At 63.0% G+C, this 22273-nt stretch carries 20 protein-coding genes; 1 reads left to right on the top strand and 19 read right to left on the bottom strand.

Annotation, left to right across the window (positions count from 1 at the left end; all coding sequences use genetic code 11):
* Positions 1-4: 4 nt before the first annotated feature.
* The 19 genes from ACA058_RS11645 to ACA058_RS11555 form a co-directional block, all read right to left on the bottom strand.
* Positions 5-424 carry a curli assembly protein CsgF gene (locus tag ACA058_RS11645; RefSeq protein WP_497639207.1) on the bottom strand — a complete coding sequence of 140 codons (420 nt, stop codon included), beginning with the start codon at positions 422-424 and terminating at the stop codon, positions 5-7.
* Complete coding sequence (gene csgE, locus ACA058_RS11640; protein ID WP_497639206.1) at positions 421-810, bottom strand: curli production assembly/transport protein CsgE; 390 nt, start codon at positions 808-810, stop codon at positions 421-423. The genes ACA058_RS11645 and csgE overlap by 4 nt, the downstream gene beginning before the upstream one ends.
* The gene (locus ACA058_RS11635) at positions 807-1346 is read right to left on the bottom strand and encodes a type II secretion system protein (protein ID WP_497639205.1); all 540 of its coding nucleotides are present in this window, start codon (positions 1344-1346) and stop codon (positions 807-809) included. The genes csgE and ACA058_RS11635 overlap by 4 nt, the downstream gene beginning before the upstream one ends.
* Positions 1321-1695 carry a type II secretion system protein gene (locus ACA058_RS11630; RefSeq protein ID WP_008054599.1) on the bottom strand — a complete coding sequence of 125 codons (375 nt, stop codon included), beginning with the start codon at positions 1693-1695 and terminating at the stop codon, positions 1321-1323. Before ACA058_RS11630 ends, ACA058_RS11635 begins: the two co-directional genes overlap by 26 nt.
* 4 nt (positions 1696-1699) lie before the next feature.
* Positions 1700-2173: a type II secretion system protein gene (locus tag ACA058_RS11625; RefSeq protein ID WP_497639204.1), complete on the bottom strand. Its 474-nt coding sequence runs from the start codon at positions 2171-2173 to the stop codon at positions 1700-1702.
* A gap of 2 nt (positions 2174-2175) precedes the next feature.
* On the bottom strand, positions 2176-4008 hold the full coding sequence (locus tag ACA058_RS11620) for a secretin GspD/PilQ domain-containing protein (RefSeq protein WP_497639203.1): 1833 nt from the start codon (positions 4006-4008) through the stop codon (positions 2176-2178).
* Positions 4005-4523 (bottom strand): hypothetical protein, encoded by a 519-nt coding sequence (locus ACA058_RS11615; protein ID WP_497639202.1) that lies wholly within the window; start codon positions 4521-4523, stop codon positions 4005-4007. Before ACA058_RS11615 ends, ACA058_RS11620 begins: the two co-directional genes overlap by 4 nt.
* Positions 4523-5071, bottom strand: coding sequence for a GspMb/PilO family protein (locus ACA058_RS11610; protein ID WP_497639201.1), 549 nt, complete (start codon positions 5069-5071; stop codon positions 4523-4525). The genes ACA058_RS11615 and ACA058_RS11610 overlap by 1 nt, the downstream gene beginning before the upstream one ends.
* Positions 5058-5603, bottom strand: a complete 546-nt coding sequence (locus tag ACA058_RS11605; protein WP_497639200.1) for a pilus assembly protein — start codon at positions 5601-5603, stop codon at positions 5058-5060. Before ACA058_RS11605 ends, ACA058_RS11610 begins: the two co-directional genes overlap by 14 nt.
* A gap of 1 nt (position 5604) precedes the next feature.
* Positions 5605-6408 (bottom strand): hypothetical protein, encoded by an 804-nt coding sequence (locus ACA058_RS11600; RefSeq protein WP_497639199.1) that lies wholly within the window; start codon positions 6406-6408, stop codon positions 5605-5607.
* Positions 6389-8095, bottom strand: a complete 1707-nt coding sequence (locus ACA058_RS11595; RefSeq protein WP_497639198.1) for a GspE/PulE family protein — start codon at positions 8093-8095, stop codon at positions 6389-6391. Before ACA058_RS11595 ends, ACA058_RS11600 begins: the two co-directional genes overlap by 20 nt.
* Before the next feature lie 84 nt (positions 8096-8179).
* On the bottom strand, positions 8180-8713 hold the full coding sequence (locus ACA058_RS11590) for a response regulator (RefSeq protein WP_497639197.1): 534 nt from the start codon (positions 8711-8713) through the stop codon (positions 8180-8182).
* A 220-nt stretch (positions 8714-8933) separates the two neighbouring features.
* Positions 8934-9902, bottom strand: coding sequence for a peptidylprolyl isomerase (locus ACA058_RS11585; protein WP_497639196.1), 969 nt, complete (start codon positions 9900-9902; stop codon positions 8934-8936).
* A gap of 14 nt (positions 9903-9916) precedes the next feature.
* Positions 9917-11467 (bottom strand): cytochrome c/ABC transporter substrate-binding protein, encoded by a 1551-nt coding sequence (locus tag ACA058_RS11580; RefSeq protein ID WP_497639195.1) that lies wholly within the window; start codon positions 11465-11467, stop codon positions 9917-9919.
* A 9-nt stretch (positions 11468-11476) separates the two neighbouring features.
* Entirely contained in the window at positions 11477-12109 is a 633-nt protein-coding gene (locus ACA058_RS11575; RefSeq protein ID WP_497639194.1) for an SCO family protein, read from the bottom strand.
* Positions 12106-12762: an SCO family protein gene (locus tag ACA058_RS11570; RefSeq protein ID WP_497639193.1), complete on the bottom strand. Its 657-nt coding sequence runs from the start codon at positions 12760-12762 to the stop codon at positions 12106-12108. Before ACA058_RS11570 ends, ACA058_RS11575 begins: the two co-directional genes overlap by 4 nt.
* Positions 12763-12775: 13 nt before the next feature.
* Complete coding sequence (locus ACA058_RS11565; protein ID WP_497639192.1) at positions 12776-14728, bottom strand: YncE family protein; 1953 nt, start codon at positions 14726-14728, stop codon at positions 12776-12778.
* A 224-nt stretch (positions 14729-14952) separates the two neighbouring features.
* A complete protein-coding gene (gene mnxG, locus ACA058_RS11560; protein ID WP_497639191.1) occupies positions 14953-20790 on the bottom strand; it encodes a manganese-oxidizing multicopper oxidase MnxG in 5838 nt (1945 codons plus the stop codon).
* A gap of 205 nt (positions 20791-20995) precedes the next feature.
* Complete coding sequence (locus ACA058_RS11555) at positions 20996-21604, bottom strand: lytic transglycosylase domain-containing protein (RefSeq protein WP_497639190.1); 609 nt, start codon at positions 21602-21604, stop codon at positions 20996-20998.
* A gap of 206 nt (positions 21605-21810) precedes the next feature.
* Between ACA058_RS11555 and gspG the strand changes: the two genes are divergently transcribed.
* Complete coding sequence (gene gspG / locus ACA058_RS11550) at positions 21811-22260, top strand: type II secretion system major pseudopilin GspG (protein WP_497639189.1); 450 nt, start codon at positions 21811-21813, stop codon at positions 22258-22260.
* Positions 22261-22273 lie beyond the last annotated feature (13 nt).

Below are 22273 nucleotides of genomic sequence, written 5' to 3'. Positions count from 1 at the left end.
CCCCTCAAGGGGCCAGGCCATTCACCTGGATTTCCGAAACTTCGCCCGTGGCCCGGTCGGTCACGTTGATCGTCAGCGCACCGGAGTCGTCGACCACGTCGACGATAAAAGCGTCCGTGGACAGGCTCCCCGTGTTGCCGGTGGAGATGTTGTCCAGCAGTTGCCCCAGCAAGCGTGATTGCAACTGGGCGCTGAAGCGCTCCAGGGCCGAAGTCCCGGCCGCCGAGGTACGATCCTTCAAGTCGGGATCGTCGTAGTCGTTCTGCGCCTGAGCGTTGTTGAGCAGCCAGGTGCCGTTCAACGGGTTACCGCCAAACGATGGGTTGATCGGTGTGTAGACCAGCTCCGTGCCCTGGACCAGGGCGCAAGCGCCCAGACCGAGCAAGCATCCACCGGCGCGCTGCAAAAACGTTTTCGCTTTCATAGTTCGTCCCTCTCAAGGTCCGTGGTGTCCTGCAACAAGGCTTCCAGCTTGCGCTGGACAATCTGCCCGCGTACCCAGTCGGCGGCGGCATAGGCCTCGTCCTTGAGCTCCACGGTGTTCGGCGGCAGGAAGCGCCGGTAAACCAGTCGTTGTTGAAATTCCACGGTCACCAGGCTGCCCCAGCGAGCCGAAGGTCGTTCGCGTACCACCAGGTTGAAATCCATCGGGCTGGTGGCGCGCAGGCGTTCACTGAACGAGTAGTAAAATTCGTGGCCGATGTGCGAGATCGTGTCGTCGACGATGAAGCCGAGCATTTCGTCCTCTTCACCGGCCCAGGTCACGGCGGTGCTCAACAGCAGGATCATGGCCAGGCAGAAGCGCTTCATGGCTGCAATCCCTCCGGTCCTGCGGACTGGCCTTTGGCCGGGCCGGAAGCGCCATCGAGGAAGGCTTTCTCGGCCACGAACTGCCAGTCCTTGTAGCTGGCCATGCCATTGAAGTCCGACCATTGACTGGGGAAGTCCGCCTGTTTGAGCGGCAGGTCCGTGGACGGGCTGCTGATGCCGGTGATGCGTCCGTCGAAGCCGCGCATCAGGAACCACTCACCACCACCGATCGGGTCCGGGTACAGCTGGCGGATATGATGTTTGGCATTTGGAAAACGCTCGTCCTGCAACAGGTCGGCGAGTTCCTTGGGGTACTGGGCCAGGCCTGGCGAACTGCGGTAATAGCTGCGCAGTGCCTGAGCGTACTGGGTGCCGACCCACAGTAATTGGCGTTCGCGGTCGCGGCGCGAGGCGGTGGACCACAACTCGCCGGCACTGGCCAGGCCCATGCCCATCACCATGATCAGAAACAGCACACCCAGGTAGGTGAAGCCGTCTTGTGCCGCGGGCTTACCACTCGGAATACAGGCTGCCATCACGCGCCCTCCCTGTGGCACCACTCTTGATATCGGCGACACCGCCGGCCACGCCGTCAGGCGGTGCAACCATGACCCAGGCGTCCTTGCGTTCGGCAATCGGGTCCATCGGCGGATTGCGCAGGTAGCGCTGTTCAACAAGCTGCTCGATGGAGTCGGGATAGCGTCCGGTGTCACCGTAGTAGTGATCCAGGGCTTCGCGCATCGCCGACAGGCTCTGGCGCAGGGTGGTCTCCTTGGAGGCCTCAAGGCTGTTGAAATAGCGGGGCAAGGCAATGGTCATCAGGGTTGCGATAATTGCCATGACCACCATCAGTTCCAGCAGGGTAAAACCCTTTTCCCGACGCATATGCTCACCACTCCCGGTAGGCGATGCCGTTGAGCCCCTTGCCCCGGGCCTTGGAGTAAACGTCAAAGACGTCCTCGCCCTCCCGCGGGTTTTGAGCCGTACTGTCGTAGGAGCGCACGCCCCAGCCACCTTCGTCGTCGCGTTTGACCGGTGCCAGCGGGTCACGGGGCACGCGCCGCAGGAAGTAGAATTTGGCACCCTTGGCGCTGCGCACGTCGCGCACCCCTTCCACCAGCACCTGCAGGTTCGGCGGGTAGCCGCTGCTGTTGAGCGACTTCTCGATGTAACCGGCGTCGAACGCGCGCTTGTAGGCGTCGATGGCATCGCGGATCTGGTACAGCGCGGTGCGCAGTTGCTGCTCTTTGCCCCGGCGCACCACGGTCTCGGTCAGCGGCGCGGCCATGCCGGCCAGCAGGCCGATCAGGGACAGCGTCACCACGACTTCGATCAAGGTGAAACCGCGTTGCGAGGCGTTCATGATCAAGGCTTCCCGACGGTGACGGTGGTAGCGATCGGTGCGCTCATGCCATGGGCCCGAACCTCTTCGACTTCGACCTTCGAGCGGTCCGGCGCCTGGATGTGCATGCTGGTTTCGGTGCCGGTGGGGAATTCCATGTCCGACGGGCTCTGGTACGGCAGGTTGCGCACGATCCGCGGCGTGATCGACAACACCAGCTCGGATTTGCTGACGTCGTCCTTGTTGCTGCCGAACAGGCGACCCAGCCCAGGAATATCGCCAAGACCGGGGATCTTGTTGCCGGTGCTGCCATGGTCGTTGCGCATCAGGCCGGCGAGGATCTGCGTTTCGCCGTCATGCAGGCGCAGGGTGGTCTGCGCGTTGCGAGTATCGACCTGGACCGGAATCGTGCCCTGGCGGGTCGGTTCCAGCGGCGTGGCGTTACTCACTTCCAGGGCCACCTTGATCGCCACTTCGTTGTTCAGGTGCACGGTGGGCTGCACTTCCAGTTTCAGACCGACGTCCAGGTAAGTCACGCTTTCGGTGATCACCGGTCCCTGGGTCGACGGCACCGACGTGGCGCTGATGATCGGCACGCGCTGGCCGATGTGGATGCGTGCCTGTTCGCGGTTACTGACGCGAATCACCGGGCTGGCCAGGGTATTGATGTCCTTGTCCGCCGCGTTGATCTTGGCCTGTGGCGACGGCTGGATAGTGATCCGGCTGGAGTTGATGCCTTTGAGCTGATCAAGAACGCTAACCGCGGTACCGTCGCTGTTGATCACGCCAAAGGTATTCGGCCATTGCAGGCCAAGGTCGAGAATCCGCTGGGTGGCGACTTCCATCACTTCCACTTCCAGCACCACTTCGGGGTTGGACTGATCCTGCGATTGCAGGAGCTTTTCCGCCATGCGCACGGCGTCGCCGGTGTCGCGCATGGTCAGGGTGTTGAGGCGTTCGTCGACGAACACGTCGCGGGTCTTGAGCATGGTCTTGACCATGTTCAACGCGGTGTTGGCATCGATGCTGGTCAGGTAGAAGGTGCGCATCACCAGCTCCTGGTAATCCTTGAGCTTCTGCGGCGAATCCGGGTAGATCAGCAGGGTGTTTTCGTTCACCACTTTCTGGTGCAGCTGGTTCTGTTGCAGCAGCAGCTCCACGGCGTCTTCGATGCGCACGTCGCGCACGAAGATGGTGGCTTTCATGTCCGGGCGCAGGTCTTTGTCGAAGATGAAGTTCAGGCCTGCGACCTGGGACAGCACTTCGAAGATGGTCTTGAGGTTGGCGTCGCGAAATTCCAGGGTCACCGGCCGGTCCAGGCGGGTGCGCAGTTGCGGATAGGCCACCACGTTGCGGCTCTGCACCAGGCGGATATTGCCCTGCAGTTCCAGGGCCCCTTCGTTGTTGGGGTCCAGTTCGAGAATCTGCTTGACCTGACGCTCGGCGCCGTAGATGTCGCCGCGGCGCAGGTCGCCACGGGCCAGTTCGAGTTTCTCATCGAGGCTGCGCATGTGTTCGAGCTGGCGCAAGGCGTCCTGGGCACGGCGGTTGTTCGGTTCGATGGTCAACACCCGGCCGTACGCCATGCGTGCCGAAGCGAAATCACGCTGGGTGCGATCCATGTCGCCCTGGGTCAGCAGCGCCGTGACCGAGCGGGCACGGGTGCTGTTGAGGGCAATGTGCAGCTCGGTGTCGCGAGGGTTTTCCCGCAGGCCCTCCTCGATCCGGGCCAGACCGGCTTCGTATTGCCCCTGTTCGATCAGCTCAGAGGCTTCTTCCTTGGCAACCTGCGCCGAGCTGCAGGCGGCCAGCCCTGCGCAGAGACAGAGGCTCATCAGCAAACGGGATTTGTTCATTGCGCGCTCCCCACAGACAAAGTCTGGGACAAATGCAGAGGCAAATAGACCAGGCTCAGTTCCAGATCGGAAATCCCCTCGATCTTCCATGTTTCGTCGATCACATCCCCTTTACGCACGACGTAGATCTTTTCGCCGTTTTGCAAAAACACTTGCAGGTCGGTGCGGTCATCCATCCGGCCGATGTACTGGAACGGCATGGGCGGTGCAGTGGGGACCTGCACCACCGGCGCGACGTTGACAGGTTGTTCGGTGACGCTGGCCAGGGCCGGTGCAGCCTTCCAGCTGCGCGCGGCGAACAGGTCGCCCGCCGGGCTCAGGTCCTTGATCGCCACTGGCGCAGCGGAGGCTTGCGCGGCAGGCAACGCGCCACGGATCTTGCCTTTGGCCGGCGTGGCCACAGCGCCCACTGCAAGGTCACTGTCGTCGGCCTGCTTGAAGTATTCGGGCAACCAGGTCAGCGCCGCGGCTACGCCGAGGAACGCCACCCAACCCACTGCGCGTTTGCTGTTCATCATGACCTCGACAGGTAAAGGGTCATGCGGATCCGCCCGTTCAGGTCGGTGTCGGCGATCTTTTTGCGCTGCAACTCCAAGTCCTCCACCACCACCGCCGGCAACTGGCCGAGCAAGGCGTGCATGAAGCGCCGCAGTTGCGGGTAGCTGCCCCGCACCGGCAACAGGATCTGATAGCGCGCCAGATGGGTCTTGGGATCGATGCCCAGCGAGTATTCGCCCCGGGACAGGGTGATGCGTTCCTGGGCGGCCAGCGCGTAGATCTTGTCGATGGCGACGGTGGCCTGGGGCTGGGTCGGCAATTTGCTGCGGAAATCATCGAGCTGACGTTGCGGCACCACCGGCGCGGCGACCGAGCCGTCTTCGACCTTGGCCAGGTATTCACGGGCTTCGCGGGTCTGCTGGCTCAGGTGCTGCAGCGCCTGCCAGTCCGGCAACAAACCGAACAGGCCATAGGTCAGCGCCAGCACCAGCATGGCCAGCCCCGCCAGGCCGGGCACGCCCAGGCTTTGCAGGTATTCGTGGACGATCAATCTAGGGATTTGCATCGCCAATCTCCCAGGTAGCCGACAAGTTGAATTGCACCGGGTGTTCCGGCACGTTGGCGACGATTTCGTGGCTGAGCAACGACACGTCGGAGAGCTCGTCGCAGGCTTCGAGGCGGCGGTGGAAGTCGAGCATGGCGTCCAGGTCGCGCGCTTCGGCGCTGATCCGCACCTGGCCCTTGCGGGCATCCGGGGTCAGGGTCAGCAAGGCAATGTTGTCCCGGGGCATGGCTTCGAGCGTGGCGAACAGACGCTCCCAAGGACGGCGCAATTGCTGCGACACTTTGCGCATCTCGGCCAGGTTCTGCGCCTGCTCGCGGGTTTCGGCCGGGGTCAGGCTGACCTTGCTGCCGGTGTCGCCGGTGAGCACGCGTTGCGTGGTTTGCAGATGACCTTGCTGTTGATCGGCCTCCCGGCTGAGGTGTTGCTGAAACAGGATGCAGGTCAGCACCAGCACCACACCACCGGCCAGCAGGCTCCAGCCCAGGGGGCTTGAGCGGCGGCGCGGCTGAAAGTCGAGCATCAGGGGGCGCATGTCAGGCCACCGCCCGGGACATGACGTACAGGCAATCGTGTACGGATGTCCGGTCCTCTTCGAGAGTGCGCAGGTGTACGCCTGGCACTTCAGGGTGCGAGTCGATGCGCGCTGGCGCGTGCAGGTAAACGTTCAGCGGCCGTTCGCAGGTGAAGGCCTGCAGCTGGCTTTCGCGACCGATCAGCGCGGTCAGTGCCGCATCGCTGTCGCTGCTGCCCACCGAACGAACCGCCGTCCAGCGTCCTTCGCGGGCCAGCAGCAACACGCTGCGCACAGGTTCGGCGACCACAAAGAGGAAGTCGCCGTCGCCGAAGCTTTTGTCGAAGTGATTGAACGCCGCCATCAGGTACGGTTGCACCGAACGCAGGCGCAGGCCACGACCGCTGGCAAGGGTGCGCAGACGGTCCAGCAGGTCTTGCGGCAACGCCGTCGCAATGCGGTCGTAGCCGGCGGGTTCGGCCGAGAGCACCAGGCTCCAGGGTTGAGTCGGTACCCCGTAGAGGTCTTCGAAGCACAGCTGGGCAAACCCTCGCAGTTCATCGGGGCTGCTGATCTGCTCGCTCCAGGGCACCAGGCAAAACCGGCTGAAGTGGCCGGAGACCACCACGGTCAACTCGGCACCGGCGCGGGCATGTTCGCCCAGCAGGCGGTCAAGGGTTTCCAGGGCGACCGTCCAGGCCATGAAACCTTCATCGATGAAGCCGACGCTGCCCAGCCACAGGGTGTCGCCACCCTGACGCTGACCGAGGCCGACACCACTGGCGCCGAGCACGGCGACATAACGCTCACGAGATAAAAGTGACACGATTGATCTCCTCGAGAGTGGTCCGGCCTTGTTGCACCAGTTCCAGCGCCGATTCGCGCAACAGGCGCAAACCACGTTTGCAGGCGTGGGCCTTGATTTTCGAAATGGGTTGGCGCTCGACGATCATTTGCCGCAGCTCGTCGTCCAGGTGCAGCAGCTCGGCAATCGCAGTGCGGCCGCGGTAGCCGGTGCCGCGGCAATGACCGCAACCCTTGCCGTGGACGAAGAGGTAATGAGCGACTTGCTGCGGATCGAGCCCCGAGGCTTGCAGTTCTTCGTCAGTCGGGGTGTACGTGCTGCTGCAACTACTGCAGACCAGACGAATCAAGCGTTGGGCCAGCACGGCGTTGAGCGCGGAGACGAGGCTGTAGGGGTCGATTTCCATCTGGGTGAAGCGGCCGATCACGTCGAACACGTTGTTGGCGTGGATGGTGGTGAACACCAGGTGCCCGGTGAGTGCCGATTGCACGGCGATCTGGGCAGTGTCAGGGTCGCGGATCTCACCGACCATGATCTTGTCCGGGTCGTGACGCAGGATCGAACGCAGGCCGCGGGCAAAGGTCAGGCCTTTCTTTTCGTTGACCGGGATTTGCAGCACGCCCGGCAGCTGGTACTCCACCGGGTCTTCGATGGTGATGATCTTGTCCACGCCGTGGTTGATCTCGGTGATCATCGCGTACAGCGTGGTGGTCTTGCCGCTACCAGTGGGGCCGGTGACCAGCACCATGCCGTAGGGTTCGGCGGCGAGGCGGCGCAGTTGGCGCAGGGTTTCGTCTTCAAAGCCCAGGGCCTGCAACTGCACGCCACTGACCTTGTCGGCCAGGTCCTGTTTGTCGAGCACCCGCAGCACGGCATCCTCGCCGAAAATGCTCGGCATGATCGACACCCGGAAGTCGATCTGCCGGCCGCTGATGCCGATCTTGAAACGACCGTCCTGGGGCACGCGTTTTTCGCCGATGTCCAGTTCGGCCATGACCTTGACCCGGGAAATCACCTGCTCGGCGAACTCGTTGCCCTGGATCTTGCTGATGTTGTTGAGCACGCCATCGATGCGGTACTTGATCACCAGCCCGCTGCCGGTGGTGCCCAGGTGGATATCGCTGGCGTGCATTTTCAGCGCGTCGTAGAGGGTCGAGTTGACCAGCTTGACCACCACGCTCGAATCTTCGCTGATGCTGGTCAGGGACAGGCTTTGCAGGGTGTCGATCTCGGTGTTGCCGTCGGCCTGGGCGTTGAGCGATTCCACCGCGTGGAAGCTCTCTTCGTGGCGCGCCAGGTAGGCTTTCAGGTCGTCGGCATGCACCAGGTACAGCGGCGCGCCGTGCAGGCAGTCGTCGATCCAGGCCAGGCGAGCGCTGTCGAAGGGGTCGGCAAATACGCCGATGACCTCGTCGTTGTGACGCAGCAGGGTGAATTCGCGCTTGAGACACTGGGCCAGGGTGACCCGGTCGAACACCGGGGTGGCTTGAAACAGGCTGTCGGTGTCGAGCACCGGATAATGCAGGGTCGCGCCGAGGCATTGGATAAAGGGCATGGGGGCCAGGTCGCCCAGCACCTCAAGGGCTTCGAGCATGCGCTCGCCGGTACTGCCGGCCCGGGAACGGGCTTGAGCCAATTGCTCACTGGAAAATCGAGTGGGTCCACAGTCCAGCGGTGGCGCATCGACGACAAGGGATAGACGGTCCATGACTTGCTCTCCAACGCCCGGGGCTTAGAGCCCTGTCGGCGCGGCGAGCAATTGCGGCAGATGCCGGAACCTCTTGTCGCGCCATTACTCCCCGGCGAGCAATTGTTCGTCGTCTGGCGCTGTGGAGGCCGAAGTACTTCGTCGGCGATCTGCAAGCACCCAACTACCGTCGTACAACTGCAGCGGGAAACTTTCGGTCCTGCTCTGGCGTCGTTCGACAAAGCCTTCGGCACTGCTCACACCCGTTTTGGGTTCGCGCTGCCGCCCCAGAAGATCAAGTACTGCACGCGCCAGTTCCGCCATTGGAAAGGGTTTGAACAGGATGTGGCTGACTCCCAGTTGCCGGGCCCGCTCGCAAACCTCTGCGGTGGGGTGCCCCGTGATCAGCACAAAATGACACTTCCTGTTCTGGCGGACGGCATCGAGCACCTCAAAGCCTTCCATATCGGGCAAGCGGTAATCGAACACCATCACATCGGGTGCGAAATCGTCAGCTTCGGCGATTCCTTGCGCACCGTCGTGAGCAATCCGGACTTCCAGCGCTTGCGCCTGCAGGTAACCCTGGAGGTTTTCCGCCAGCAGCTGTTCGTCTTCAACAACCAGTACTTTGTTTAACAAGGTGGACTCCTTGAAACCGCAGGTCCGAGTACCGAACCTGGCGGAGTGCGCGCCTTGATAGGGCTAACGCACACTTCATGCCAGGCTGAGCGCCGGTAATTTTATGTATTCATGTCCTTGAATTTAAAAGCAATGCCTTTGCGTCCACATACCCCACCCCCAAAAACGGGGGAAAGCGAACGGATGTGCATCGACGCTTTCCCCCACTGTTGGGGAAAGCTCATTCATCGTCAATCCGTTCGATCCGATTGCTGGAACGCAGCTGCGCCAGCGTCTGCAGACGAGCCTGGACCTGTTTCTGTCGGGCAAGGTAAGCCCGAACCATGTCAAGTCCTTGCTCTTCTGTGACATCGGCAGCCTCCAATCGGTTCTGTAACAAGATCAAATGCCAGCCAACCGCCGTGCGCACCGGCTCGCTGACGGCCCCGGGTTTCAGGGCAAAGGCCGCGGCTTCGAACTCCGGCATCATGCGCCCGCGGGCAAAGTAACCCAGGTCGCCACCTGCGCTGGCCGAAGCGTCTTCGGAACCGCTGCGGGCGACGCTGGCAAAGTCAGCGCCTTCACGGATCGTCGTGCGCATTGTTTCCAAGCGTAGTCTCGCGGCTTCGACTGTGGAAGCATCCGCACCCTGAGGCACTTTGATCAGGATATGCCTGACCTGGATTTCCTCGGGCCGGTTCATCTCGGCGCGGTGTTCCTGATAAAACGCCCGCACCTGTTTTTCGTCCGGCTCGCCCACACGCTTGATCTCTGCAAGGATGAGTTCGGCAAACATCTGTTGCGCGCCGAGATCACGGCGGGTGTACTCGATGTAGGCAGCCTCATCGAAACCGGCGTCTTCCAGGCGCCTGGCGAACACCTGTGCGCCCCCCATGGCCTGGCGGGTCTGGTCTACCTGGTCTTGCACCGTGGCATCGCTGATCACCACCCCGCGCTTGACCGCTTCCTGCCAGAGCAGCTCCTTGTCGATCAGGGCGTCCAGCGCCGCCTTGCGCAGCTGTTTGTAGGCGCTGGGACTGCGGATGCTGGCGACCGCCCGGCCCTGATCCTCCAGGTATTCGGCGAAATAGCGCTCCAGGCGCAGCTGGGAAATTTCCTCGCCATTGACCCTTGCCACGGCCGGGCCATTGCTGCAAAACGCGGCGGGAACCCACAGGGTCAACAGCACCAATACAGTCGTGAGTTTCATCTTCGACCTCCGGATCAGGGCATGGCGGCAATGGGTTTGTAGGGGGCGACCAGATAGAAGCGCTGGTCTGGCAGGTCCACGGTGACCACATGGGCGCCGTTCAGGCCCAGGCGTCGGCCCGGCCCGAAACTGATCAGCGGGGTCAGGCCGGTATCGAAGTCATGCAGGCCTTCCAGGGCACTGATCAGTTTTTCCCGGCTGGCATCGCGCCCCGCCTGTTTCATGCCCTCGCTGAGCAGCAGCATCGAACTGTACACCCCGACCTGCAGGACCGCGTGTTCGCCACCGAGCTTCTGGCGCTCGCGCAGTTGGGTCAGGGCTGTGCGCCCGCTCTTCGTCCAGTCGCTGGGCACGAACGGATACGCCAGGAACACCCGCCGGGAAAAACCACTGGGCACCTGCAACAGATCGCCCGCCACCTGATTCGAGGCGGCGAACAGGTAGGGCACCTGGCCCGCGGTCTGCAAGCGCTCGGCCAGGCGACTGAAACCGCCACTGCTGCCCATGTAGAACACCGAGCGCGAGCCCAGTGGCAACTCGTCCTGCGGCGACTCGTAGGGTTGCAGGCGCACTTTCTCCCAAGCGTTGTCCTGCAGGTACTGGGCAAGTTTCTCGGCTGCCAGGCGCTGGCCCGGCTCGTTCGGGTAGGCGATCAGCGTGGGGCCTTGCAGCACGCGCAGGCTGGTGGCGGCGTAGTTGGCCAGCGCAATCATCTGTTCGCGCAGCCCCGGCAGCGGTTCGAAAATCTGCCGGCTTACCTGGGCCGTGCCTTGCCATGACAGCGGCCCGATCAGGGGCACGCCGGCTCGTTCCAGACGCGGGGCCAGCTCAGCATCCAGCGCCGGTACCAGCGGTGCGACCAGCGCGAAAATCCGCTCCTGTTCGATCAACTGGTCGAGCGCCTGCTCGGCGCTGACACGGTCGGGACCGGGGTCAAGGATGGTCAGGCGCAATTGCCGGCCATGAATCCCGCCCGCTTCGTTGATCCGCGCCACGCTGCCCCTGAGCACCGCGGCCACGGTAGCGCCCTCCTCGCCCAGCACGCCGGTGCTCGGCAGCAAGGTGCCCAGGTGCACGCTGTCGGGGCTCAGGCCCGGATCGCGGTCATCGGCCAGGCGCTTGAGGTACGCCGTAAGGTTGCGTTGATCGCTCATCGACAACACGAAGCGTGGCATCGCCGAGTCGAGCCGGTTGTTGCCCGGGTCACGTCCCTCCTGGATCGCCCTGGCCAGGGTGCCCTCGGTATAGGCCGGGTAGGCCCGCCCGTTGATGTGCTGTTGACCGTAGGTGCTGGACAGCCGCGACCAGCTCAGTTCCGGCGGCCGCACCCCGCCTTCCGGGCGGCCCAGCCCATCGCTGCCATGGCAGTTGGCGCACGGCAGGCTGGTGGCCGGCAGCAGCATGCCCGCCGCCCCGATCCGGGCCATGATCGGCTCACCGCTGGCTGATACACCCTCGCGGTACAGGCGTTTGCCGGCGCTTTCGCTGGGCGTCAGCGATAAGGCCTGGGCGCTCAGGCTGATGCCACCGAGTATAAGCAGGCCGAGGATCAGGGCGTTTTTCATGGCCCGGACTCAGCGGCCGGCCACGGGCATTGCCAGCAACTGCAAGCGCTGGGCAATGGCGGCGGCCGGGGCATCGGGACGGATCTTGCTCCAGCGCTTGTTCGCCACGTCACCCACGATCAACTGGGTGGAGTGCTGCTCGGGGGACGGTATGACCTGGCCGATACGCCCCAGGACCAGGTCCATTTGCGCTTTGTCGCCGGTAAGAAAAAGCCAGTGGGGCTCATCGACGCCCTGCTTCAAGGTGTAAGCCTTGAGTACCGCCGGGGTGTCCCGCAGCGGATCACTGGTAAGGGAGATAAAGGTGATGCCGTCCGCCTTGTCGCCCAGCACTTCGCGCACTTGCTTGAGCTTCTGGGTGATCAACGGGCAGGCATCGGTGCAACTGGTGAAAATCACATTGAGCAGCACCACGCGGTTGTGCAGCGCGTCGCTGTAGAAACGCAGGGTATTGCCGTTCTGGTCCTGCAACGGCGTGTCGGTGAACCAGGTCTTGGCATCGCGGGTGCCACCGGCCGGCTGCGCAGCGGCCGCCACCGTGGCGGAGGCAGGCGCCGCCTGCTCATGCCCTTCGTGGGCAATGGCCAGGGAGCTTGCGAGGCAGGAGCAGACGCTCAGGGCGATCCAGTCGAGAAGTCTCATGGTTGATGCTCCATGGCGATAGCGGTGTGTTTTGCATGGGCGTTGCGTTCACCACTGAGCTTCTCCACTTGCCGGGTCAATATGCTCGGGTCGGTGAAGCCGTAGTAGCGGGTCCAATGGCGGCTGTTGCCGTCCCCCACCAGGATCAGCGGTGCATGATTCTTGAAGTCGCCACTGAAGCTGCCCAGGCCCTTGAGGGTTTCGTTGACCGACTGCGTGGAGCCGGTCAACCAGCTCCAGCCCGGGCCGTTCTGGAAGGCGCGGGCGTAGTCGTTCAGGCGCTTGGCGTCATCGCGCTGCGGATCGATGCTGATCGACACCAGCTGCACCTCGGTACCGACCCGTGCACCCAGCTGTTTCTGCACCTTGCCCATGATCGAGGACACCACCGGGCAGACCGTGGTGCAACTGGTGTAGATAAAACTCATGACCACGATCTTGTCGGCCACCAGGTCTTTTTCCAGGCGCACGGTCTTGCCGTTCTGGTCCACCAGCGCGACGTCGGCAAACTTGACCTGGGCGGTCTCGGAGCTGGTGCTTTTGGCCGCCATTTTGTGGCCGGCATGTTCATCCGCCGAATGGGCCACGGCCTGGCCAATACTGGCGGCCAACAGGCAGAGCGTCAGCAGTCCATGATGTGCGAATCGGTTCATGTCGATGTCCTCTTCAATGAGCAATGCCTGGGGTAACCCGAACGCTGGCAAAAGTCTGGTCGTCGAAATTCGCACCCAGGGACGCCGCACGCACGTGCAGGTACCAGGCACCTTTCTGGTCGAGGGTGACCGGGGCTTCATAAATTCCATTGCCGACGTCCCGTGCAGCGACGTGCTGAGACCTTGAACTCGGCGCCAGGAAGTAGCGCACCTGTACGTCCCTGACCCCGCTGCGCTGGACCTTCTGTTTGCCCTGGACGATGCGAAAGCGCACGACATAAGGGCTACCCAGGGCGGCCGTGGATTTGTCGAGCATGAACTCCACCTTCGGCACGCCGGCGACGGGTTCGAGTTTGTCGTTCGCCTCAACCACCGCGCTGAAGCAATGGATGATGTTGGGCTGGTTGAGCAGGAACGCCACGTCGAAGCGCCCCGCCGCCGGCAGCTTGATCCGCGCGCTGTACAGCCCCGGCTCGACTTCGCGCAGGCTGCGATCGATCACCAGTGCCGCCCGCGCCACTTGCCCGCGATTGGGGTAGCCGGACATCGGCGCGTTCATGCCTTCGGCGTAGAAATAGGTGGTGTTGTCCACCGGGTTGACCACAAACACCGCGTTGTCGTCCCGCGACACCGCCAGGCTCGACGCCAGCGGCAAGTCACCGGCCAGCCGCGGCGGCTGCGGCCCGGCTTCAAAACCCTGGCTGATCGGCTTGCGGCCTTCACCGAGGGACGCCAGGTTGATCATCGTCACCTTGGGCGAAGCCAGCCCGCGCACATAGGCATAGGCCTTGGTGAACACCACTTGATAGGGTTCGGCTGACACGTCCAGTTCATGGATCAGCGAATCGGTGGCCGCGTCGATCACCGCGGCCTGGTTCTCCAGGGTATTGAGCACGATACCGAAACGGCCGTCGGCGCTGAAGCCCATCGGGCCGAGTCCCTGCTTGATCTTGATCACCCGCCGCACCGACTGGTTCGCGGCGTCGACCACGGTGACCGTGCCGTCCTTGCCATCGGCCACATAGGCCGCGCCGGACAGTGGCGAGTACACCACCGACAGCGGGTGCGAACCGGTCTTGAGCTGCTTGACGATGGTCAAGGTGGCGACATCGATGATGCTGACGGTGCCGTCGTCGCGGTTGGTGACAAAGGCAAACCGGCTGTCCTTGCTGAAGGCGATTTCGTGGTGGCCGCTGCCGGTCGCCAGGTGCTTGAGGGTTTTCAGGCTACCGGTGTCGATCACCGTGACCCCGGAAAGCTCGGCCGACGGGGCATTGTTGCCGACCCACAGCAGGCGCTCGTCCGGTTGCAAGGCCACGCGCACCGGGTTGCTGCCAGCGGCTACCGAATCAACCAGCTTGAATTGTTCACTGTCGATCACCGCAACTTCCCCCGCCGCCGGCATCGACACAAATACCCGCTTGTTATCCCTGGGGGTGACCCAATCCATCGGCGGTTGCTTGATATCGATGCGCCTCATGGTGCTGGTGATGCCGCCCACCGAGACCGATGGGTCGACCACCGAGACGCTGGCATCGCGGTTCATCACCATCAGGAAGTAGCTGTTGAGATCGAGCAGCGGGCGTGCGCCGATACTCGATTTGAGGAACACCCCGACCCGCGCTTTGCAGCTCTGTTCGCGGCCCTGGGCCTGGTCGGCGGCGAGGGTTTCCAGGTCGATCCAGGCGCCGGGGGCGACACCCGCCAGCGGTTGGCCCGACGCCTTGTCGGTGACGGTGAAACGCACGTCGGCAAACTCACCCTCGCGCAACACACCGCTTTCGGCCAGCGGCCGCACTTGGAGTGCCACCGACACGCCGTCGCGTTCAAGCGTCTGCTCGCTCCAGGTATTGGGTAACGCGATGTCGCTGAGCATGGTCGGAGGCGACGTGCGCCATACCCCGATCCAGATCAGCGCTACCCCGACGATCAGCGCAACGCTGGCGATTTTGATGGTCCTGTTCATGTTCCTACTCCCCTTTACAGATCTGTGCCTGCTGCCCTTTGTGGCGAGGGGATTTATCCCCGTTGGGCTGCGAAGCAGCCCCGGCATTCTGTCAAACACACCGCACAGTCAGGTTTTGCGACTGCTGCGCAGCCGAACGGGGCGGTGCGACGTTTCGCTAAATCCCCTCACCACATTTGTTCATTCCAATTGGGGGTGGTGTGTCCACCACCCCATCCCTACACCTACGGTGCCGGCGCCGGTTCCGGTTCGTTGGTCACCCGCAGCAATCCCCACAACCCGGAGGTGTTGCCGTAGGCGCCGTAGTCGCGGAACAAGTAGTCACCCGGTATCGCGTTGACGCCACCAGCGCTCGGTAGCATGAAACTGAAGTGCGCTGCAGGCAGCACGCTCTCGCGGGCACCGATGTACATCGACATCGGGTTGTAGCCGAACTTCACCGAACCCACGCCAGGAGTGCCCATTGGATAGCCTCCGGTATCGCTCTTCTCCGACAGGAACGGGTTGGTCGACCAGACGTGACCGTCAAGCTGGAAGGTCGTACCGCGACTGCCCCCGGTAGGCATCAGGATGTGCGTACGGAACGGTTGTCCCGGTCTGGCGTACAGCACTGGCGTTTGTGGGTCACCGCCCACCAGCGCGTTGCTGTAGGCCATGTGCGCATTCACCATGTCGCCGTAGCCTGCACCATCGGCATGGCCGAACGGTGCATCCGGGGCCAGGCCGAAGCGGTACCACATCGGTTCGGTCTTGTAGTTGATGGCCATGCTGGAGTTGTCCTGCGGATCGTTCGGCACGCCGAACCCTTCCGCCGCAATCCCTTCCACCGGCCGACCATTGGCCCAGCGAATGTTCAAGGCTTTCTGCCAGACCATAGCGAAGTCGCGGTAGCTGGTTTGCCCTGGTGCGGTGACGGTTGCATTGACCTTGCGCGCGTCTTCAACCCAAGTGGCGCCCGCCGGCAGGATGCTCATCGCAGCGGCCAGGCCTTTTTGCGACTGCTTGATCACATCCGCCGGTGTGAAATTCAAACCGCCGAACTCGATCGCCGTGGCGTTGATGTTGTCGACATTGCGGCCCAACTGAGTGATCGGTTTGCCTTCACGCTCCAGGTGCCCGGCGTAGTACTGATAGGTACGGGTCGGGTAGGCTCCGCTGCTGCCGACACGCGGTGGCACGGTCTGGGTCGGGTTGGCGCCGACGTTGGTGCCGTCGGATTTGGTGATGTCATACGCCAGCAATTGCGCGTGCAGACCCACGTGGCTCGACGGCCGCATCAGGTTGTTGCTGAAGGTGGTCGAACCGGTGCCGTTGTTGCGATCCCGTTTGACCATGCCTTGCATCACCGCCGTCTGGGTCAGGTCCGGCATGACGCTCGGCAGACGGTTTTCCAGGGTGATGTTGATGCAATCACCGGCCGCGGCGCGCAGCACCAAGGGTTCGACAGGCACACCGGGTTTGAGCTTGCCGGTGGCCGGATCGAGGTCGGCCTTGCGTACATACAGGATCGCGGTCGGGTCATGCAGCGGCCCGCTTTGTCCACCGATGGTGATGGTTTCACCGTCTTCAGGATCAATCACGGTGACCTGTGGAATGCTCACGGTGCGCGAGTTGAACACCAGGGTACCGCCGGCCGGATTCAACGGTCCGCCGACATGCTGGCCGAGGCCCGCGGGATCACCGATGCTCAGGCCCAACGGATTGCGGAGGATGTCGTTGGCCAATGCCGCGACCACTTCATAGTTGCGTTGCGGCGTCGGCCGGGTGCCGATGCCATTCGGGTTGGCGCCGATCCTTGGGCAAATGCCGTCGAAGGCCACGGTGTTGCGCATGCCGGTCGGCTTGGCGTTGTTCGGCAGCGCGAACAGATCGTTGCGTTGCGCCGTGTAGTTGCGCATCACGCCCCAGATTCCGCTCCAGTAACCTTCGATCGAGGCATCCATCGAGTACAGGTAGTCCCCGGTGGTGGCCGCCGAGCTGGACAGCATCGAGACCGGCGCAATGAAGCCCATCTGCTCGGAGATGCCGATCATCTGCGACGCGCGCCAGCCGGAGTTGGAGCTGTTGCCGAAACCGGAACCGCTTTGCAGCCACTTCACGCCGTGCAGAGTGACGTTGTGCTCCTCTTCGTGCCCGCCGGCATGCACCCGCAGCCGCACGTTGTCGCCGGTGTAGGTACGCAGCATCGGGGTGAACGGATCGCCAGGTTCGGCGCCGCCCTTGTTGATGTGCGGCGGGAACAGCGTGGTGCCGCCGGTTGGGCCGGTGGCCGCGGTGATCAGGTTCGGCGCCAGGTTCATTGCCGGGATCGCCCGGTCGGTACGGCTTTGCATGGCGTACGCCAGGTCGCCGCCCAGGCCGTCGGCCTGCATGCCGCGCTTGCCGTCCGGGCCGACCTTGTTCGGGTCGTACACCCGCAAGGCCAGCGGTTCGTTGCGGTAATTGACCACGAACATGCCCGGGTCATCGACCGAGATGGCTTGTGGGCATGGCCGGCTTGGGCAACCGGGAAGCATGCCGCCCTGCACTTCAATAATGCCGTCCAGCAGGGTACTGGCGTTGTTGCGCACTGGCGGGTTGATCGCGTAGCGGAAGCTGTCGGCGGTGGCCGGGAAGCTTTGCGCATTCGGTTTACCGTCAGGCCCGGCGCCCACGTACACACCGGCTTCATAGGCGTGCTGGAAGTCGCTGTATTCGAGGAAGAACTCACGGAAGCTGTCGTTCTTGCCGTCGCCGTCGATGTCCCCGGTAGAGATCACCGCTTGCCACGAAGTCGGCCCGCCGTCCTGCCGCGCGCCGCTGTACAACGGCTCGCCGGTTTCGGCGTGGAACCAGGTCGAACCTGCAGGTTCTGCCAGCACGGTGGCGTACAGGCCGATCTGTTGGTGAGTCGACGGGCCGAGGTGGTCGTGGGTAAAGATGGTGCCCAGGCCACGGTCGACGCCTTTGGCGTTGACCACAGGGTCGGCGAACCAGCGCTGCATCGCCGTACGCGCACCGACCCAATCGGCCCGGCCAAATTGACCGAAGTACGGGTGGTTCCTGGCTTTCGGGCAGGCCGGCGTGCCATCACGCGGGTCGCTGCCTTGGCACTGGTTGAACTCGCGGATGGCCTGGATGCGTTCTTGCACCGCGCCTGGGGAGAGTACGCCGTCTTCGTAGTTCCAGCCGTTGGACGAACCATCGGCAGCCACCAGGTCCCACTTCGGCAGGTGAATGTGCTGGCCGATCACGTCGGTCGGCGTGCGCACCTGATAGTCGTCCATCTCATAGGTGGCCGGCACCAGGTTGGTTTGCTGATACTGCACGCAGTCGAAGGTGTTCATGCGCATCACCAAAGGTTCTGGTGGACGCTGTTTGGTGATCACCGGCCAGGCGTCTTCCCAGAGCGCCAGGATGCGCGCTTGCGGGAAGTGGTAGCCAACCTTGTTGTACACCGCGTCGAACTGGATGTTCGCCGCTTTGTAGATTCGCGGACGGTCGGCGGTGAAGCTCGAGGAGCCGATGAAAGACATGCCGTCGATCTTCTCGCCACTGTTGAATTCACCGATGCCGGCGCTGCTGCTCAGGCGTTTCTGCCGGTCGTCCATGCACGGCTCGAAGTACGGCGCGCCAGCAATCGGCAAGGCGCCGTTGGTGCGGAAGGCCCGTGCAACGATTTGATTGCCCGGCAGCAGGGCGAAGCTTGGGTGGTCCTTTTTGGCGTGGAACGCCATCGCCGCATGCTCGACTTCGGTGCCCTCTTCCGGCAGGTAAATCGGCTTGGCTCGCGTCACCGTCTTGGAGAAATCCAGCGACGTGGTAATGGTTTCGGCTTCGCCACCGGCAGAGACACCGTCCAGCGCATGGCGTCCCAAGCCACCGTCCCAGCCACCGGACTGCGCCGGGTCAAGGTTGGCCCACAAGGCTTTGCCCGTGGCTTTCAAGGCCTGCGCCGTGGCAGCGTCGAGCATGTCCAGTGGTGGGGTCGGTGGGCGTTGGCCGACCGAGCTTTCCATGCCGCCGATCCAGAACGGATAGCCAGGGTTTTTCAGCGTGCCATCGGCGTTGCGGTTGGCTTCGCTGCGATCCACCAGCGCCAGGGAACCGATGGCCTGGGCACCACCGCTGCCGCCATGGTGCTCGCCGTCATCGTCGTCTTCTTCATCGTCATCGTCGTCGTGGGCGGCCACCAGGGTTTCGCCGATTTTCGGTACGACAGCGACTTTGCCTGGCATCGGTGCCATGGCTTTACCGGGCAGTGGCACCACCGCCGGGATCGGCGTACCGGCAACGATTTCGCCATCGGGCAAGGCCCGCGCGCCAGCGGCGGGTTTACCGCTGCGCAGGGCATAAGGCTCGTTGTGGAAACCGTCGGCGCCTTGTTGCGACACTTCCAGTCTGGTGCCTTCTTCAAATACGTCGTGCACCCGCCACATGGCCCACATGCCTTGGGCAAAGTGCGGGTAGAAGTGGCAGTGATAGATCGCATCGCCTGCTACCCGGTTGCGGTTGCCCGAACCGCCGTTGGCGATTTCATAGGTGTAGCCGGCGCCCGGACCGATGCCCTGGGCGTCCACATAGTCGGAGTTGTCATCGTTGGGGTTGAACAGCCACTGATGCCCGTGCAGGTGGAAGATGTGCTGCTCATGGCCGTTGTGGGTGTTGCGGAATTTGACGAAGTCACCGATGTAGCTGTGGTTGACGTTGGACGGCTCGGACGGATACAGCGCCATGGTCGCCTTGACGCCCACCTGATCGGCGTTCGGTGTCTGACCCGGGGTGATGCCTTCCAGGCCGGCGTTGGCCGGTACGTCCACCAGCATCGCCACGTCGCCGACGGTGTGGGAGCTGAGGAAGAATTCTTCGTAGGCGCAGGACAGGCAATCGTGCATCGGGCCTACGCCGAGACGGTTGGCGACCACTTCGGCGCCCATGCCGCCAGAGCCATAGTTGATCATGAACGAATCGCGGGTCGGCTCCAGCACATGGGCCATCACCGGGTCGGCCCAGTAGGCAGGGAAGGCCTGGGTCGCGGCGGTTTCATCCTGGAACTGCGAGGCGAAATCGCGGAACGGCTCCAGTCGATTGGGAATCGCCGGGTTGCGTTTGCCCACGGCTTCCAGCGGATAGGTCGAGGGCGGGAAGCTGCCATCGGCGTTGCTGCCCATGACAATCGCGTCGCTTTCGCTGGAAATGATTTCACTGCCGTCGACCATGTTGATGATCGGCGCGCCGGCCTTGCCTTCACGGATCCACGGTTCGCGTTGCGGGTAACGCGCCTGGTAATCGACGATCGGCTGACCGGCCGGGGTGCGGCCGGTGGTGGCCAGGCGCATTTCTTCTTCGGTCACGGTGTTGCGGTAAGTGCGACCGCCCTTGGGCACTACCACGACCTGGCCGAACAAACCGTTGGCCACGTTGCCGGCCGCACCTTCGCCACCGAAGGTTGCGCCACGGCTGCTGGCGGCGAACACCCCTTCGCGCTCGGCGTACAGGGTGTAGGAACGACTGGCACCCGGTGCGATCAAGGAATTGGCATTGCGTCCGGTGAACGAAGCGATGTCATCGATGCTGTTGACCGCTTGCATGCCGTTGACCTGGAAACCGACATGGCGATCGGCGACTTGCTCGTCGACCTTGAAGTTTTCGTTGTTGCCGATTTCGATGCCTTCTTCTTCCTCGCCCTCCTCTTCCTCACCACCGTCGTGGGAACCGGGGTTGGCCTGATAGGCCAGCAGGTTCTGCAGGTTGATGGTCAGGCAGTCACCGGCGGCCACTCGCAGCACCAGCGGACGCGGACGCTTGTCGGGACGCAGCGAAACCTTGCCCGGCACCGCCGCACCACCCTGGGCGAGTGAGATGTCATGGTCATCTACCACATCGCGGCGCAGGGCGAACATCATGCCATTGACGTTCTGCGCACCGAGGCGATTGAACATCAGCGGTTGGTCCAGCGCCACGACGTTGGCCACCAGGTTGCGTTCACAACGCGCGGCGGCTTCAGCCTGCTCGACGCCAAACATCGAAGCGGCGAACAACAGGAAACTGAGCAGGGATGGAACGTGAAAAATGCCGGTCATGATCACGGGCCTCACTGTGGGTGCTCACAGGGAATAATTCTCGACAAAACCCTTTGAGCAATCTGTATGCCATAAAAAATTTATCGTTTTTTCAAACAGTTACAGTCGCCACTTAATTCATCGGGGGATATTCCCCACTCATTCCCCACTTTTGCGCCGGGGCCACCATGCCCCAATGTTGGGGAAACCTGTCCCAGGGTGTTGGTCACAGCGGGGCATCCGCCGCCAGCCCCTGCAAACGCCGGTATTGGCGCAGCACGCTGGGCACATAACGCTGGGTTTCGGCGAACGGCGGGATCACTCCGCCACGGCTGAGCACCGCTTGGGGACCTGCGTTGTAGGCGGCTACGGCGAGGGCGATGTCGTTGTCGAACATCGTCATCAAGCGCTTGAGGTAGCGGGCACCACCCTGGATGTTGGCCTTGGGGTCGTAGACGTTGTTGACCCCCAGCTCGCGGGCGGTGTCGGGCATCAACTGCATCAGCCCCCCCGCGCCCTTGGGCGATACGGCGCTGGCGTTGTAGCTCGATTCGGTCTGGATCACCGCGTGCAGCAACGCCGCCGGCAACTGGTTGTCCGTGGCGGCCTTTGAAACCAGCTCGGCATAAGGGCGCGCGGCGATCATTTGCGGCTGCTGATCGACGCTGACCACAGCCGCTTCGACCTCCTGAACCACCCGTTCATAGTGGCGGCCGGGGCGATGGACATTGGACAAGACGAAGTCGCCCTTGGCGTCCCTGGAAACGAACACATCGGCCTGAGCTGTGCCTGCCAACAGCATCACGCCGAGCAGTCCTGTGGTGAGAGTTTTCATTGTTCTGTCTCCCCTGACCGCCCCCGAAAAATGGGGGTAATGCCCCAATGGACGGTCGTGTATCAGCCACACGCAAGCACTGTGCCGAAAGCGCGAGCGGCCGTAATACGGGGGTTGCACAGAGATGTCAGGAGCTTGATCGGGCCTTTGCATGGCAATTGCATAAGCGCTTGTCAGGACCCTTCTGCCGACTGTGTGAGGTCATCATGAAACAGCGTCTGCGTTTCGCCCCGCGTGATTTTTCCCTTCGAGCCGAGCGCGGGTTCACATTGCTTGAACTGTTGGTGGTGCTGGTGGTGCTGGGGCTGTTGGCCGGCATCGTCGCGCCGAAGTATTTTGCGCAACTGGGCCGCTCCGAAGTGAAAGTGGCCAAGGCGCAAATAGAAGGCCTGGGCAAGGCCCTGGACCTGTACCGCCTGGAGGTCGGCCATTACCCGTCGACCGAGCAGGGTTTGCAGGCACTGGTCACCGCCCCCAGCGACGAAACCCGCTGGACCGGCCCGTACTTGCAGAAAAAACTGCCGCAGGACCCGTGGGGCCGTAACTACACCTACCGCTACCCTGGGGAAAACGGCGAGTACGACCTGCTGTCCATGGGCAAGGACGGCCAACCCGGCGGCGAAGGCGAAAACGCAGAAGTCACCAGTTGGCAATGACGGGAATGGCGAC

The organism is Pseudomonas sp. LBUM1649 (assembly GCF_059716155.1).
This window is presented reverse-complemented; position numbering and strand designations above follow the sequence as displayed.